This window comes from Bacteroides oleiciplenus YIT 12058, from assembly GCF_000315485.1.
Classification (GTDB): Bacteria; Bacteroidota; Bacteroidia; order Bacteroidales; family Bacteroidaceae; genus Bacteroides; species Bacteroides oleiciplenus.
This window is the reverse complement of sequence record NZ_JH992940.1, coordinates 1,222,740-1,237,605: the sequence shown is the minus strand read 5'-3', so window position 1 is coordinate 1,237,605 and position 14,866 is coordinate 1,222,740. Positions and strand designations below refer to the sequence as shown.

Below are 14,866 nucleotides of genomic sequence, written 5' to 3'. Positions count from 1 at the left end.
AAACAAAGAACAATTTATTAACCATTTAAACTTTAAGAATTATGTCTTTACGTTATGTTGTAAGAAAAAGAGTGTTTGGCTTTGACAAAACAAAAGCTGAAAAGTTTGTAGCTGAATCGCGTACACTTGGGTTGATTGACTTTAAAGAACTGTGTGAGGAGGTGACAAAAGTCGGTCTGGTGCCGAGTGGTGCTGTGAAATTCGTGTTGGATGCACTGATTGATACTTTGAAGTTGAATATTAACAAAGGCTTTTCCGTACAATTGGGAGATTTCGGCTGTTTCCGCCCCGGTATTAATGCGAAGAGCCAGGATAAACTGGAAGATGTGACAACAAGTACGATTCGTCGTAGAAAAATCATTTTCAGCCCGGGAACCGTTTTTCAGGATATGCTGCGGAATGCCAGCCTGACGCGTATGGTTGGAGAGGTAGCGGTTTCTGGTGGCACAACTCCTGATCCTGATGAAGGTGGTGAGGGAGATCTTGGTGACAATCCATTGGGATAAACAAAATCAATTTATTCCCTCTGAAAACTTGATTTCGCCTTTTGAATGTTGTATCTTTACAAAATAAATCTAAGCTTTATAATCATGGAAGATGAACCTGTGTTTCGCATCCGGACATATAGAAAAAAGGAATTAGCTCATCTGTATTGTCCTGACATAACTGAGCGTTGTGCTATTCGTACACTTACTCACTGGATAAAATTGAATAAAGAACTTTATGCAGCTTTGCTTCACACAGGCTATACGCCCAGAGCGCGAACCTTTGTTCCTAAGCAAGTCTCGATAATTGTTCGTTATCTGGATGAACCCTAAACTTTATAGTTAGGTATGTTATTAATTCATAATTAAGAATAAAGCCAACTGAGTCAATGGAACTTAGTTGGCTTTTTGACGATATTTTTGAGCCTATTTAAATTGATAACGATTATGAGAATATTTTTCTTGGTATTTATACTTGGCTATATAGGTGGTAACGTGTACATCTTTATTCGTGCTTTGCAGATGCTTTCCGGAGTATCGTTGCCTTTGAGGATTCTGTTGTCTGTCTTTTTCTGGTTGGCGGCATTTTCGTTGGTAATCGCTCTATTGACCCGCCACATAGAGATACCTGTCTCCTTGTCGAAAACAATGTTTTGTGTCGGCTCGGTATGGTTGGTATTTACGCTGTATATGATATTGTCTCTGTTGCTGACGGATGTGGTGAGGCTGTTTGTGCCGACAATGAAGTATGGCTTTTGCTACGCTTTAAGTTTTACCTGCTGCCTGCTCCTGTACGGTTACTATAATTATCTCCATCCGCAGATAAAAAATATAAATATTCCTATCGACAAACCCATAGAAGGTGAAGGAGTGAAGATTGTTGCCGTAAGCGACCTCCATTTAGGCAATGGAACGGGAAAAGCTATGCTGAAGCGGTATGTGGATATGATAAATGCCCAGACTCCCGATTTAATACTTATCGGTGGTGATTTGATAGACAATAGCCTCATCCCGTTGTACCATGAAAATATGGCGGAAGAATTGGCGGAACTGAAAGCTCCGATGGGTATTTACATGGTTCCGGGCAATCATGAATATATCAGTGGCATTGATGAATGTGTCCGCTTCTTGAAAACGACCCCCATAAAACTATTGCGTGATTCCGTGGTGACACTACCTAATGGTATGCAGATAATAGGGCGTGACGACCGTTCCAACCGTTCGCGCCACTCCTTGCCTGAGTTGTTAAAGCGAACAGACAATAGTAAACCTACGGTTGTTTTGGATCATCAACCTTATAATTTGAAGAAAACAGATTCTTTAGGAATAGATTTGCAGTTCAGTGGGCACACACACCACGGACAGGTATGGCCTATCAGCTGGTTGACCGACAGACTGTATGAACAAAGTCATGGTTACCGCAAGTGGAATAAATCACACATCTATGTGTCCAGTGGATTGTCTCTTTGGGGGCCTCCTTTCCGAATCGGAACAAATAGTGATATGGCGGTGTTGTATCTTTCAAATATAATGCCTACCTTCGCGTCCGATAATCATTAAAATTCACGATTTTATGTGTTGTGCATCCGTGTAAATACCATATTGCGAGTTCTTATCTCTAACCTGTGAGATATCAATGGTACTAAATAGGCAGCTCTTGTCTATCAGAAGTTTAGTGCATTGTCGGAATATGGGAAATCTCAGTTTTATTTAGTTATACTATTTATCAACTGTATATTGGGCTATCGGTTTACTGATGGCTGGTAGCTGATATCGTAATAATATTTGAGATTATGATTTACCCGGATAATTTTGAACAAAGAATAGGAATCGACACAGTTCGTCAATACATTATAGAAAAATGTTTGTGTCAGCTCGGAGAAGAAAAAGTGGCAGATATGAGTTTCTCGGCAGACTTTGCTACCCTCGAAAAATGGTTGGAACAAACAGGTGAGTTTGCACAAATTGTGCAAAACAAAGAAGATTTTCCCTCTGATAATTTTTTAGATGTTCGTGATTCTCTGCGGAAAGTGGAGAAAGATATCACTGCATGGCTCTCAGAAGAAGAGATTTTCAGCTTAATGAACTCACTTCAGACAATCAGCAACATAGTAGACTTTCTGCATGCCGCAAAAACTAATACGGGAGGCATTAAATATCCTGCTTTGACTTCAATGGCAGATGAAATAAAAGTGTTCCCTAAAATAATCGAAAAGGCTAATTCCATATTGGATAAATCGTTGTGCCAGCTCAAAGATAATGCTTCACGTCGTCTTGCAGATATCCGTAGGGATAAAGTGGAAGTTGCTAAAGCTGTTACACGTAATATGCAGAGTGCCATACGTGATGCACAGAAGGCGGGGCTGATAGGAAAAGATGCGAATATTAGTATGCGTGATGGACATATGGTAATTCCTGTTGATGCTGCTAATAAACGGAAAATCAAAGGGCGTGTACATGACGGTTCTGGAAGTGGAAAAACAGTTTTTATTGAACCGGAAGCTGTTGCAGAAGCAAATAACCGCCTTAAGGAGCTGGAAGCTGATGAACGCCGTGAAGTCGTGAAGATTCTTGTTGAATTTACAGGGCAGGTTCGTTTATGTTTGCCGGACATTTTCCATTCGTATAACTTTATGGGAGAAATGGACTTTATTCGTGCAAAAGCATCATTTGGAGTGCGAATAAATGGACTAAAACCTGTGTTTGAGAATAAACAACAAATTGAATGGGTGCAAGCCGTACATCCGCTTCTGCACATTCAATTGCTCCGGCAGAATAAACAGGCATATCCTCTGGATATTGTTCTTAATCAGGAAAATAGATTGCTAATTGTTTCAGGCGCAAACGCAGGAGGAAAATCTCTTTGTCTGAAAACAGTGGCATTACTGCAATATATGTTACAATGCGGCTTACTTATTCCTGTAAGTGAAAACTCACGGACCGGAATATTTGAACATATTTTTGTAGATATTGGTGACGGCCAAAGTATTGAAAATAGCCTGAGTACTTATACTTCACATCTTACAAATATGAAGTATTTCATAGAGCATTGCAATCGTAAAGCGCTTATTTTGATTGACGAGTTCGGAAGCGGAACAGAGCCCCAGATAGGGGGCGCTATTGCCGAAACTTTACTCGACAGATTTAATCAAAAGGGTAGCTTTGGGATAATTACAACACACTTCCAGAATCTGAAGCACTTCGCTTATGAAACAGATGGAATTGTTAACGGTGCAATGCTTTATGATGTCGAACGTATGCAACCGCTTTATCGGCTTTCAATCGGTAATCCGGGTAGTTCTTTTGCTATTGAAGTTGCAACCCGGATTGGGCTTCCAAAGGATATTATTGTTGAGTCATCTGCAAAATTGGGAGAGGATTTTATCAATATGGATAACTTGTTGCAGTCTATCGCCCGTGATAAAATCTTTTGGGAAGATAAGCGAAAAGAAATAGTAGAGAATTCGGCTGTTATCAATGAAGCATCTCAATCTGTGAAAGCCAAAGTGAATAAAGCTATTGAAGGAAAATCTCTCCAAAATGGCATAATAGAAAAAGGCGATAGCGTTAGACTGAACGGACAAATTACTATCGGGAATGTTTTGGAAATACAGGGTAAGCAGGCTGCGGTTGCTTTTGGAATGATTAGAAGTACCGTTGCTTTAAATAGATTGGAATTAGTCAGTAAAAAAAACATAAGTAAACGATGATTTTGTTTTTAAATCTTGTTTTATGTTAAAGTGAAGAGCTTAATTAAACTTTTCTCTTTTCCTATTGTCTTATAAGCATTGTAATTCAATAGGTATGATAAAAGATATGCAGGTATTAGTTTAGAGCGGGCGGATGATGATTCGCCCGTTTTTTATTTATTTTGGCTTTCCCTTGTATTTTTGCCTCTCTTTTTGTTCCTTTGTTCCCGTTAATTGTAAACAAATGGTAGAATGAAAAACGTATTTTACTTCTGGATATGTATAGCGATATGGTTATTGTCCGCTTGTTCTTCACAGAAAAAAGGGGATGGGGCAGACATACACGTACTGATGAAAGACAGTGTGGATGCCAGCGGTTTGCAGCGTATGCAGGTGTCTGATACAAAGACGACTTTTACTTATAAAGGTAAGGATTATCAGTCGAATGTGGTTCGCAGACCCGATGACGGCTTGCCTGTCGTGATAAATGAACAGGGAGAGAAGTTCGTAGATAACAGAATCACATTGCGTATTACTTCTGGTGGTAAGTCTGTTGTAGACAAGGCGTTCACGAAGGAGAGTTTTGCTTCATTGGTGGATGCAAGATTTCTGAAACACTCCATTCTTGAAGGGTTGGTGTATGATAAGACCACACCGAAAGGTATTGTATATGCGGCAAGCATTTGTTATCCGCAGACTGATCTCTATATTCCGTTGTCTCTGACAGTTACGCCGGACGGAAAAATATCTATGGCGAAAGAAGAATTGCTGGAAGATTTGTACGAAACAGACAGCATTAATTAAGTTGCGAGTGAAGAATTCCAGAATGTTTCCTAATTTATGAGTTTCCTTTGTCGGTATGAAAATCTTGATTGTAGAAGACGAACCGGATTTGCGGGAAACTATCCGTATCTCCCTTTTGAAAGAGAACTTTGTAGTGGAAGCTGCCGCTGACTATTTTTCGGCGCTGGAGAAAGTGAATGACTACGATTATGACTGTATCTTGCTGGATATTATGTTACCCGGCGGAAGTGGTCTGGATTTGTTGCGCGAACTCAAGCGTCTGCATCGCAGCGACAGCGTACTAATCATTTCAGCCAAAGATTCTCTTGACGATAAAGTGGAGGGATTGGAACTGGGAGCTGATGACTATCTTACGAAACCTTTCCATTTGGCGGAACTCAATGCGCGTGTTAAATCCGTAATCCGTCGCCGACAGGCAAAAGGAGATGTCTCTATTACAGTGGGTAATTTACTGCTGTATCCTGATAAGCGACAGGTGGAAGTTGGGGGAATCCCCTTGCAACTGAATCGGAAAGAGTTTGATTTACTCTATTACTTTGTGGTCAATCCTAATCGTGTCATCAATAAGATGAGTCTTGCAGAATCTGTGTGGGGTGATAATATCGATCAGGCAGATTCATTAGATTTCATTTACTCACAAGTGAAAAATCTCCGCCGGAAACTGAAACAGGCCGAAGCTACCGTAGAGCTAAAAGCAGTGTATGGCTTTGGATATAAACTCTCTGAGGTATGAAACTACTTCACTATACTTACGGAAAGCTTTCGTTGCTGCTATTTTTGCTAATGGCGGCATGGGGGGTATTGTTTTATTATGCCATCGTTGATGAGGTGGTGGATGAAACGGATGATACACTTGAAAACTATGGTAAAATATTGATTAGTAATGCCCTGATGGACCCTTCCATCCTTGATACAGAAGGAACGCTGATGTCTTTTTACAAATTCCGTCCTATATCCGAGGAAGAAGCGGAAGATTATGATGAAGTATATTATGACTCCACTGTCTATATAGAGAGTGAGGATGAGGATGAGCCGGTGCGGGTTATGAAAACAGCTTTTTGTATGCCGGACGGGCAATATTACGAACTGGAACTGATGATTTCCATTCTGGAACGTGATGACATGGTAGAAGCTATTCTGTGGTACTTGGGAGCGTTGTTCCTGCTGTTCTTGATTTGTACATCTATTGGAACGCGACTGATATTGCAAAGTGTGTTCCGTCCGTTACATCGTCTGCTGGACTGGCTGAAGCTGATTCAACCGGGAAAAGAAATTCCGGCGTTAGATAATCCTACAAAGATCCGGGAGTTTCGTCAGTTGGGGGAGGCAGCTGTTGATATGGGAAACCGTAGTTACAAGGCATACGAAGAACAGAAACAGTTTATTGAGAATGCTTCACATGAGTTGCAGACACCACTTGCCATTGTGCGCGGTAAGGTGGAGTTACTTGCCGAAAATGAGTCGATGACGGAAGAACAGTTGAAAGAACTGGATGAGATATATGCTACGTTGGGTAGGGCGGTGAGGCTGAATAAGTCTTTGTTGTTACTGTCCCGTATTGAGAACGGACAATATACCGAGACAGAAGATGTATCTGTAGATGATGTGTTGGATGAACTGTTGCCTGACCTGATGGACATATATGAGGGGAAACATATCCAATTGATACGTACAAAAGGAGAGATGCCTTTTATAATTCGTTGTAACCTTTCTCTGGCGCAGATTCTAGTTTCCAATCTGGTGAAGAACTCTCTGCTACACAACCGTGCAGGTGGTGAATTGCATATTGTAACTACTCCTTCCTCACTGAGTATAAAGAATAGTGGTGACCAGCCTTTGGATGGAGAAAAACTCTTCCGGCGCTTCTATCGTGGCATTGACGGGAAGAAAGATTCCACCGGGTTAGGGCTTGCGATTGCTCGTTCCATTGCCACATCTGCATCTCTCCACCTGACTTATAAGTGGGAGGAAGGAATGCATGTATTCTTGCTTGTTAAAGAACTTAAAAAGAAAAGCTAAAGGCGGATATTCCCAAATCTTTCCCAGTTCTATGTCGTTATTTGCAGTGTGAATAAAAACAGGAAATAATTAGTAACACTTTAAAAAATAACGATTATGAAAAAGATTTTATCTATTCTCGTATTGGCTATCGTAGCCGTTCAATTCGCTTTTGCAGGTGATGTCATCACTAAGGATGCGAAGGAACTTCCATTGACTGCGCGTAACTTTATTAATCAGTATTTCAGTAAACCGCAGATTTCGTATATCAAGATAGACAGTGATTTATTATCTAAAAAGTATGAAGTGCTTCTGACTGACCGCACGGAAATCGAGTTCGATAAAAAAGGTAACTGGACAGAAATAGACTGCAAGAAGAATGCCGTACCTGCTGCCTTAATCCCCGTTTCTATTAAGGATTATGTAAAGGCTAATTTTCCTAATGAGATTATCACTAAGATAGAGCGTAAAGGTGTGGGTATAGAAGTGGAACTTGCGAATGATTTCTCTTTGAAGTTTAACAAGAAGGGACAATTTGTCAGCATGGATGATTAATGGAGGAAGAAATGATGAAAACAAGATTTTTGATGTTAGCGATGATGATGTGCATAGCTGCTATGACATTCAGTGCGTGTAGTGATGATGACGATGATGATAAAGGCATTAATGTGCCGGCATCTGTGGAACAGGCTCTGAAACAGAGGTATCCGAGTGCAACAGGTGTAGAATGGAAACAGAAAAAGTCGTATTACGTTGCCGACTGCTGGCTGGATGGAAAGGAATCGAATATATGGTTTGATACTAATGCTAATTGGCTGATGACGGAATCAGAATTATATTGGAATGATGTTCCAGCTGCTGTACAGACAGCATTTAGTAATGGTACCTATGCCAACTGGGTACAAGATGATTATTATTTTTTGTTCTATCCATTACAGCCTATGCAGTATGTTATTGAAGTAGAACAAGGAAAACTGAAATATCAGTTGTTCTATTCTGAAGATGGAGGACTGATGAATACGGTAGATATATCGGGTAAGGATGATACGATTTATCCGCCGGTAAATTAGTTGATTAGTGATTAGTGATTAGTGATTAGTGGACTGCGCTGTGATGCCGCAGGTACTAATCACTAATCACTAACCCTTAACCACTATCTTCACTCTCCCATTGGGCGATAATCTTTTGCAAGTCCGCCTTCGCTGGTTTCTTTGTAGAGCGACGGCAGGTCATTTCCGGTTTCTTTCATCACTTCTACCACTTTATCAAAAGATACACGGTGCATACCATCAGTGAAAGAAGAATAGAGATTGGCATCTAATGCGCGGGCAGCAGCATATGCATTTCGTTCGATACAAGGAATTTGTACCAATCCGCATACTGGGTCGCACGTCATACCCAGATGATGTTCCAATCCCATTTCAGCAGCATATTCTATCTGGGCCGGACTACCTCCGAATAGCTGGTTGGCGGCGGCTGAGGCCATAGCACAAGCTACACCTACTTCTCCCTGGCATCCAACTTCCGCTCCTGAAATAGAAGCATTGGTCTTCACGATATTTCCTACAAGTCCTGCTGTGGCAAGAGCACGGAGAATACGGATTTCACTGAAGTCACGGCTTTTGGCAAGATGATACAGTACAGCCGGCATCACACCGCAGGAACCGCAGGTAGGTGCAGTAACTATCGTTCCGCCCGAAGCATTTTCTTCGCTTACGGCAAGGGCATAGGCAAATACCAATCCACGTGATTGCAGAGACTGTTTGTATCCGCTGGCACGTATATAATAGGTGGAGGCTTTACGGCGCAGGTTCAGTGGTCCGGGCAATACACCTTCTTGTTCCAGTCCACGACGAACGGCTGCCTGCATGGTTTTCCATACCTCACTCAGATAATCCCAAATATCTTCTTCTTCGCATTCCTTGACGTATTCCCAATAACTTCTTCCGGTTTTCTCGCACCATTGTAGAATTTCGGTCATGTGGTTCATGGTGTAGATGTCTGAAGTGTTGACAGAAGATGCACCATCATTTTCTTCGGCCAGAGCGCCGCCGCCAACACTGAATACCGTCCATGAATCCGTCTCTTTTCCTGTTGCATCCAAAGATACGAACTTCATTCCATTAGGGTGGAAGGGGAGGAATATTTTCGGTTCCCAGATAATTTCTACCGGAGCAGCAGGTTGCAGCGTATCGGTAATGGCTATATTGGTCATATGTCCTTTACCCGTAGCGGCAAGGCTACCGTATAAAGTCACTTTAAAAGAAGAAGCTTCCGGATGTTTTTCCAGAAAAAGTTCGGCAGCCTTGCGTGGTCCCATTGTATGGCTGCTTGAGGGACCTGTACCGATACGGTAGAGTTCTTTGATTGATTTCATGGTATATTGTTTATAGGTCAACGACTGTGATTCCAGAACCGCCAAACTGTACATGTTCGTCAGCAAACTGCCTTATGCCGGGAACTGTTTGCAGGTATTGACGGATAAGTGTACGCAAAATACCCGTACCTGTTCCATGAAGGATACGTACACGGGCCATACCCACGAGGATGGCATCATCAATAAAGTAAGTCACTGCCTGCAAGGCTTCGTCGCCACGCATACCGCGTACGTCGATGTCTTGTTTGAAGTGCAGCTTCTTCTCATACATGCTGTCCTGCGTTTGGTTGCTGACGAATGTGCTCTTGGTAGAACTGTCCACTTTTTGCGGGGTAATGTTCGTGCGTTCCAGGCGCTCCACTTTTACGGTGGTTTTGATACTTCCGAAAGCAATGATGGCATTTTTACCGTTCACTTCCATTACTTCGCCCACTGCACTCTGGCCTTTAATTTTCACCATAGCGCCGGGAACAATACTTGCCAAACGTTCTGCTTCCTGTTTAGCTTTTTGTGCCGCTTGCTCTTGTGCCGAAAGACCGCTTCCAAGCTCTTTTGCTTTCTTGCCTTTTTTTCGATTTTGCTTTTCCTGCAATTTCTGCATCTTAAGAGCTATCTTCTCTTCTTGTTCTTTGGAGGCAAGGGTTTCCATTGATTCGCGGAATTCTGTCAGTTCCTGACGTGCCTGGCGGGTCTTTTCTTTTTCCGCCTGCGCTTCCTTGATGGTACGTATGGTATTCTCAATTCGTGCATTAGCTTCCTGCATCAACTGCTCTGCTTCCTCCTTAGCTTTCCGGATGATTTCTTTTCGGGACTTCTGCAAGTCCTCCATTTCCGTCTGGTAGCGGGAGATGGTTTCTTCCATGTGTTTTTCGCGCTGGCGGATGGTCTGGCGTTTTCCTTCCCAATATCGCTTATCGCGTACAATGTCTTGGAGGTACTTATCGGCGTTAATGTACTCACTGCCTACAATTTCAGATGCATCAGCAATGACATCTTCCGGAAGACCAATCTTCCGGGCAATCTCTACGGCAAACGAACTTCCGGGATTACCTATCTGAAGTTGAAAGAGCGCTTGCATCAAGTGGCGATCGTACAACATAGCTCCGTTCACTACTCCTTCATGATCTTCGGCAAAATGCTTCAGATTCTGGTAGTGTGTAGTGATAACACCGAACGTCAGCTTTTGGTTGAAGCGCTTCAGTACGGCTTCGGCTATGGCGCCGCCAATCTGCGGTTCTGTGCCACCACCGAATTCATCGATGAGGATGAGGCTGCGTTCATTGCAACTCTTCATCATTATTTTCATATTGGTCAGATGTGAAGAATAGGTGCTCAAGTCATCCTCGATGGATTGTTCGTCACCTATATCTATAAAGATACTGCTGAAAATCCCCGCATGGCTACGTTCGTGCATGGGGATGAGCATGCCACATTGCAACATATACTGCAATAAACCTACTGTTTTGAGACAAACGGATTTACCACCGGCATTCGGACCTGAGATTATAAGGATGCGTTGCTGTCTGTTCAACTCAATATCGAGAGGAACTACCTTCTTGCCATGTTTGGCAAGAGAGAGTTGCAATAACGGATGCACAGCCATCGTCCAGTCTAATAGCTGCGTATTCTCTAGTGCAGGCTTTATGCCTGATATTTGCAGGGAAAACAAACTCTTGGCGCGAATAAAATCTATCTCGGCAAGAAATTCGTAAGACTGTAGCACATCGGGGATGGAAGGACGCAATAAGTTGGAGAATTCTACCAGGATACGGATAATTTCTCTGCGTTCTTCGCCTTCGAGTTCACGGATGCGGTTGTTGGCTTCCACCACTTCGGCCGGTTCAATGAATACGGTTTTTCCACTTGCCGATTCGTCATGTACGATTCCCTTTATCTTCCGTTTCAGCCCTGGTGCAACAGGAATTACCAGACGACCATCACGCATGGTGGGAGTGACATCTTTATCAACCACACCTTCCGATTGGGCATTGCGTAGGATGCTATTCAGCGAACGAGAAATGCCACTCATTGTGCTTGCCAGTTCACGGCGGATGCGTGCTAATTCGGAAGAGGCATTATCTTTGATCTTTCCATAGGGTGAAAGAATGTTGTTTATCTTCTGGATAAGCTGCGGAAATGCCAATATATCTTTGGCAAGATGCCGGAGGCAAGGGTAGGGGGAGTCTTCTTCCTCTGTATCTTCTTTTTCAAGAAAGCGTACGATATCACGTATCGTTTCCAGTGAACGACGCAGGTCGAATAGCTCCTGTTCGTCCAGGTACATTCCTTCTACGCGTATTCGTTTTAGTGACGGGCGTACGTCGAAAAAGTATTGGGCAGGGAAATTATCTTCCTCTTCTATAATACGGATAAATTCGGTGACGAGGTTCAGACGCTCTTCCACTTCCTCAAAGTGGTCGGAGAATGCCATGTCAGTCACTCGCTCTACTCCTAATGTGCTAAGGCATTTTTCGCTTAGCAGCTGGCGTATCTGGTCGAAACCTATCTTATGTTCAAAGTTCTGTGGATATATCATGGTGCAAAAGTAGTATTTATTCGCGAAAAAAATGGCAGGAAGTTTGTAGAATTAAAAATGATTTGTACCTTTGCACCGCTTTAGGAGAAAAGCACTTCTTGAAAGAGAAGTTTTGGAGAGGTGGCAGAGTGGTCGATTGCGGCGGTCTTGAAAACCGTTGTACTGCGAGGTACCCGGGGTTCGAATCCCTGTCTCTCCGCAATAAACGCTGAAAATCAGCAGATTGTAAAACAAGCACCCAATTTTACACCCAAGAGTGTAAAATTGGGTGCTTTTGTATTATTTAAGATTTATACTTGAAAATAGGGACACAACCAATGTTATTGGGTAAAAATAGAGCATTATTATTGATTAAGTTTATTCAATCGCATAACAATTGACGTTTGACTTCTGCCCATTTTGTTTGCAATATATTTGACGCTCTTACCCTCATTATGCAGTTTCAATAGAAATTGGTCTGCACTTCTTGTCCATCTTTTATTGGCATTGGGGTGCTTCACATAACTCTCTTCTGAAACCTTTTCAGGATGCAAAAATTCATCCACAAATACAGAGGGGAAACGCTTGTCATATAGCACAAGAGTTTTCATCTTTGCCCTTGTTATTGCTACATAAAACAATCTACGTTCTTCTCCATATGGGAATTGGTCGCTTTTAGTTAGTACATAGTTAAGCACAGGGTCGTCACTCACAAGAGATGGGAAGCCATAAGTGTCTTTATTGCATTGCAAGAGTATTACGTAATCTGCTTCAAGACCTTTCGATTTATGTACAGTCAAAAACTCGATTTTTCGTCCTCCTATCACATAAAAGAACCTATTGCCCTCTTTGATGGATTGGTACATAAAAGAGAGATAATAATCATCAAAGGAATAACGTCCCAACAAAAATATTGATTTGTCTGATGGAATAGAAGCTACAAGTTGCCCTATCGTATTGCAATAATCACGTCTGTCATAAGAATAAAACTCCAATTCTGTTTTCATTTCAGAACTGAACGAGTGTATATCTTTCTGAATTTGTGATTTATTGCGTTGTATGAAATGAGAGGACAACGAAACCAAAGGTTCTCCAAATCTGTATGTGGTTTCAATCTTATTTATTTCTGTTGCTCCAAAGTATTCGGAGAATTGATTGAAAAGAGCCATATCACTTCCCGAAAAACGATATATGGACTGCCAGTCATCGCCTACGCAATACAACTTTGCTGGTGGATTTCCCTCACGCAACACTTTTAAAAAGTTATAACGGTCAACAGATATGTCTTGAAACTCGTCCACGATGATATAATCATACTCAACAGGACGTGAAACACGACATATTTCTGTGGCTTGAAGAATCGCATCAGTAAAATCAATTTGGTTATTATCTCTTAATGCGCTTATATAGCGTTCATATACAGGCTGGAATATATTCTTGATAATAAAAACACTCCGTTCATCCTCTGCATACTTCGCTCGTTTAAGAACGTCCTTAACTGATTTACAGCTTGATTTCACTAATGTCACAAAAGTAACAACAAGTCGTATAAATGCCTTTTCCTGCTTACTTCCTTTGGGTAAAACTAAATCATATAACTCTTCATCCGTTTTCTCTTGAATTGGTACACCTGCATCATCTAATAGTTTACGGAGTTTATCCCTAATATCAGAATAATGGAAATCAGCACTTGATGTTACTAAAAGTTGAGTGCCAAATTTCTCATGAGCTGCTTTCTTCCAAGTTATACCATCATTATATTTTTGATTGGCTTCTTCGTATGTTATATTTTTATCCTTTGCAAACCAAGCTGGAACAAGACCATGTTCATCAACCCCGAAATGCTCCAGATAGATTCGTTTGGTTACTCCATTTTGCTCGAAATATATGGAAAAATCGGGGCGATATTGAGAGTGCATTTCATCTGCCAATTGATGTTCGTATGCCTCTTCATATCTGAATCTTACTCCAAGTGAAGACAAGACAAAGCATATCTTTTGCTCTTGCTCACTTCTCACATATATGGCTCGACCATCCATATCGGGACACATTGCTTTTAACTGAACATTTTTTTGTTCCGATAACTTTTCTCGCCTTTCATTCTTGCGTTGCTCCCAATCCGCTTCATTGGATTGATAATCAATAAAATATTCTACTATACTATTCTTAAAATCCTTATTCCCTAATAAAGTGTGATAAATATCTACGAATAAAGAATCAGTATTATCGCAAATAGATGGTTTTGTGCCTGTTGCTCTTCCAATAATATCAATGGCTAATTTATGAAAAGTATAACCTTTCAAGCCGTTAGTAGCCATTCTTTCCGTAAGTTCGGCTGCTGCTTTGTTCGTGTAACTAATGAGTAAGATTCTATGAGGTACAATGCCTTTTATTTCTGTTAGATACTTGACTTTTCCAACAATAGAAGAGGTCTTTCCACTACCTGCGCTACTAACAACCAAGCAATTATCTTCTTCTGAAACGATTGAGCGTCTTTGCTGCTTGTCCAATGGATATTTCAAACAATGGTCGAAAAATTCTTTATGTGTATCAAGTAAAGAATTTATAACCGCATCATTATGTTGCTTGACAATCTTATTGATATTCCCAAAGTCACGAATTAGGTTTGAGATTGCTACAGATGGAGTGATATTGAAGGCTTCAAGTCTCTTGACTAATGAATGCGCCTCTTGAAAATATGGTATATAATGATTTGTGAAATCCTTTTCTTGCGTTGCAGAGATTATCTTACATGAAAAAACATTATTAAGGTCGGTCGGAATATCAATAAATGCTTCGTTGTTTAATGCCGACAATCTCTCTTTTGCTTGCTCATAATTGGATTTATTGCTATAAGAAGATATGTGGTTTAACTTTTCTGAAAGTTCCTTGGACTTGTTTTTTAGGCGTATTCGTATTGTGGCTACTGCAATAACAGAAATAGCAACAAGAGAAACCACAACTATAAGTAAAACCAACTGCATATCAGAGGATGATG

Annotated in this window: 12 protein-coding genes and 1 tRNA gene; 10 read left to right on the top strand and 3 right to left on the bottom strand. The window is 41.3% G+C overall.

What is annotated here, in order from left to right; all coding sequences use genetic code 11:
- The first annotated feature begins 41 nt into the window (after window positions 1–41).
- The 9 genes from HMPREF9447_RS05355 to HMPREF9447_RS05315 all read left to right on the top strand — a co-directional run bounded on the left by HMPREF9447_RS05355 (window position 42) and on the right by HMPREF9447_RS05315 (window position 8,046).
- Window positions 42–506 carry an HU family DNA-binding protein gene (locus HMPREF9447_RS05355; protein ID WP_009128718.1) on the top strand — a complete coding sequence of 155 codons (465 nt, stop codon included), beginning with the start codon at window positions 42–44 and terminating at the stop codon, window positions 504–506.
- An 84-nt stretch (window positions 507–590) separates the two neighbouring features.
- Window positions 591–818, top strand: coding sequence for a DUF4248 domain-containing protein (locus HMPREF9447_RS05350; protein WP_009128717.1), 228 nt, complete (start codon window positions 591–593; stop codon window positions 816–818).
- A 114-nt stretch (window positions 819–932) separates the two neighbouring features.
- Window positions 933–2,045 carry a metallophosphoesterase gene (locus HMPREF9447_RS05345; protein ID WP_009128716.1) on the top strand — a complete coding sequence of 371 codons (1,113 nt, stop codon included), beginning with the start codon at window positions 933–935 and terminating at the stop codon, window positions 2,043–2,045.
- A 233-nt stretch (window positions 2,046–2,278) separates the two neighbouring features.
- Window positions 2,279–4,195, top strand: a complete 1,917-nt coding sequence (locus HMPREF9447_RS05340; protein WP_009128715.1) for an endonuclease MutS2 — start codon at window positions 2,279–2,281, stop codon at window positions 4,193–4,195.
- Window positions 4,196–4,426: 231 nt separating this feature from the next.
- Window positions 4,427–4,978, top strand: a complete 552-nt coding sequence (locus tag HMPREF9447_RS05335; RefSeq protein WP_009128714.1) for a DUF4738 domain-containing protein — start codon at window positions 4,427–4,429, stop codon at window positions 4,976–4,978.
- A 55-nt stretch (window positions 4,979–5,033) separates the two neighbouring features.
- Window positions 5,034–5,711 (top strand): response regulator transcription factor, encoded by a 678-nt coding sequence (locus HMPREF9447_RS05330; protein ID WP_009128713.1) that lies wholly within the window; start codon window positions 5,034–5,036, stop codon window positions 5,709–5,711.
- A complete protein-coding gene (locus HMPREF9447_RS05325; protein ID WP_009128712.1) occupies window positions 5,708–6,997 on the top strand; it encodes a sensor histidine kinase in 1,290 nt (429 codons plus the stop codon). The genes HMPREF9447_RS05330 and HMPREF9447_RS05325 overlap by 4 nt, the downstream gene beginning before the upstream one ends.
- A gap of 96 nt (window positions 6,998–7,093) precedes the next feature.
- Window positions 7,094–7,531 (top strand): PepSY-like domain-containing protein, encoded by a 438-nt coding sequence (locus tag HMPREF9447_RS05320; protein ID WP_009128711.1) that lies wholly within the window; start codon window positions 7,094–7,096, stop codon window positions 7,529–7,531.
- 11 nt (window positions 7,532–7,542) lie between these two features.
- Window positions 7,543–8,046, top strand: a complete 504-nt coding sequence (locus HMPREF9447_RS05315; protein ID WP_009128710.1) for a PepSY-like domain-containing protein — start codon at window positions 7,543–7,545, stop codon at window positions 8,044–8,046.
- An 89-nt stretch (window positions 8,047–8,135) separates the two neighbouring features.
- Here the strand turns inward: HMPREF9447_RS05315 and HMPREF9447_RS05310 are convergent, their stop codons facing one another.
- Complete coding sequence (locus tag HMPREF9447_RS05310) at window positions 8,136–9,353, bottom strand: L-serine ammonia-lyase (protein WP_009128709.1); 1,218 nt, start codon at window positions 9,351–9,353, stop codon at window positions 8,136–8,138.
- A gap of 10 nt (window positions 9,354–9,363) precedes the next feature.
- Window positions 9,364–11,889 (bottom strand): endonuclease MutS2, encoded by a 2,526-nt coding sequence (locus HMPREF9447_RS05305; protein ID WP_009128708.1) that lies wholly within the window; start codon window positions 11,887–11,889, stop codon window positions 9,364–9,366.
- A gap of 114 nt (window positions 11,890–12,003) precedes the next feature.
- On the opposite strand from HMPREF9447_RS05305, the gene HMPREF9447_RS05300 reads away from it, so the two are divergent.
- Window positions 12,004–12,088, top strand: a tRNA-Ser gene (locus tag HMPREF9447_RS05300).
- A 145-nt stretch (window positions 12,089–12,233) separates the two neighbouring features.
- On the opposite strand, the gene HMPREF9447_RS05295 is transcribed toward HMPREF9447_RS05300, so the two are convergent.
- Window positions 12,234–14,852 carry a UvrD-helicase domain-containing protein gene (locus HMPREF9447_RS05295; protein ID WP_009128707.1) on the bottom strand — a complete coding sequence of 873 codons (2,619 nt, stop codon included), beginning with the start codon at window positions 14,850–14,852 and terminating at the stop codon, window positions 12,234–12,236.
- Window positions 14,853–14,866: the final 14 nt, after the last annotated feature.

Excerpts from the sequence above, each read along its gene's own strand:
- HMPREF9447_RS05355 (WP_009128718.1), top strand. The coding sequence starts at position 42 with ATGTCTTTACGTTATGTTGTAAGAAAAAGAGTGTTTGGCTTTGACAAA.
- HMPREF9447_RS05350 (WP_009128717.1), top strand. The coding sequence starts at position 591 with ATGGAAGATGAACCTGTGTTTCGCATCCGGACATATAGAAAAAAGGAA.
- HMPREF9447_RS05345 (WP_009128716.1), top strand. The coding sequence starts at position 933 with ATGAGAATATTTTTCTTGGTATTTATACTTGGCTATATAGGTGGTAAC.
- HMPREF9447_RS05340 (WP_009128715.1), top strand. The coding sequence starts at position 2,279 with ATGATTTACCCGGATAATTTTGAACAAAGAATAGGAATCGACACAGTT.
- HMPREF9447_RS05335 (WP_009128714.1), top strand. The coding sequence starts at position 4,427 with ATGAAAAACGTATTTTACTTCTGGATATGTATAGCGATATGGTTATTG.
- HMPREF9447_RS05330 (WP_009128713.1), top strand. The coding sequence starts at position 5,034 with ATGAAAATCTTGATTGTAGAAGACGAACCGGATTTGCGGGAAACTATC.
- HMPREF9447_RS05325 (WP_009128712.1), top strand. The coding sequence starts at position 5,708 with ATGAAACTACTTCACTATACTTACGGAAAGCTTTCGTTGCTGCTATTT.
- HMPREF9447_RS05320 (WP_009128711.1), top strand. The coding sequence starts at position 7,094 with ATGAAAAAGATTTTATCTATTCTCGTATTGGCTATCGTAGCCGTTCAA.
- HMPREF9447_RS05315 (WP_009128710.1), top strand. The coding sequence starts at position 7,543 with ATGATGAAAACAAGATTTTTGATGTTAGCGATGATGATGTGCATAGCT.
- HMPREF9447_RS05310 (WP_009128709.1), bottom strand. The coding sequence starts at position 9,353 with ATGAAATCAATCAAAGAACTCTACCGTATCGGTACAGGTCCCTCAAGC.
- HMPREF9447_RS05305 (WP_009128708.1), bottom strand. The coding sequence starts at position 11,889 with ATGATATATCCACAGAACTTTGAACATAAGATAGGTTTCGACCAGATA.
- HMPREF9447_RS05295 (WP_009128707.1), bottom strand. The coding sequence starts at position 14,852 with ATGCAGTTGGTTTTACTTATAGTTGTGGTTTCTCTTGTTGCTATTTCT.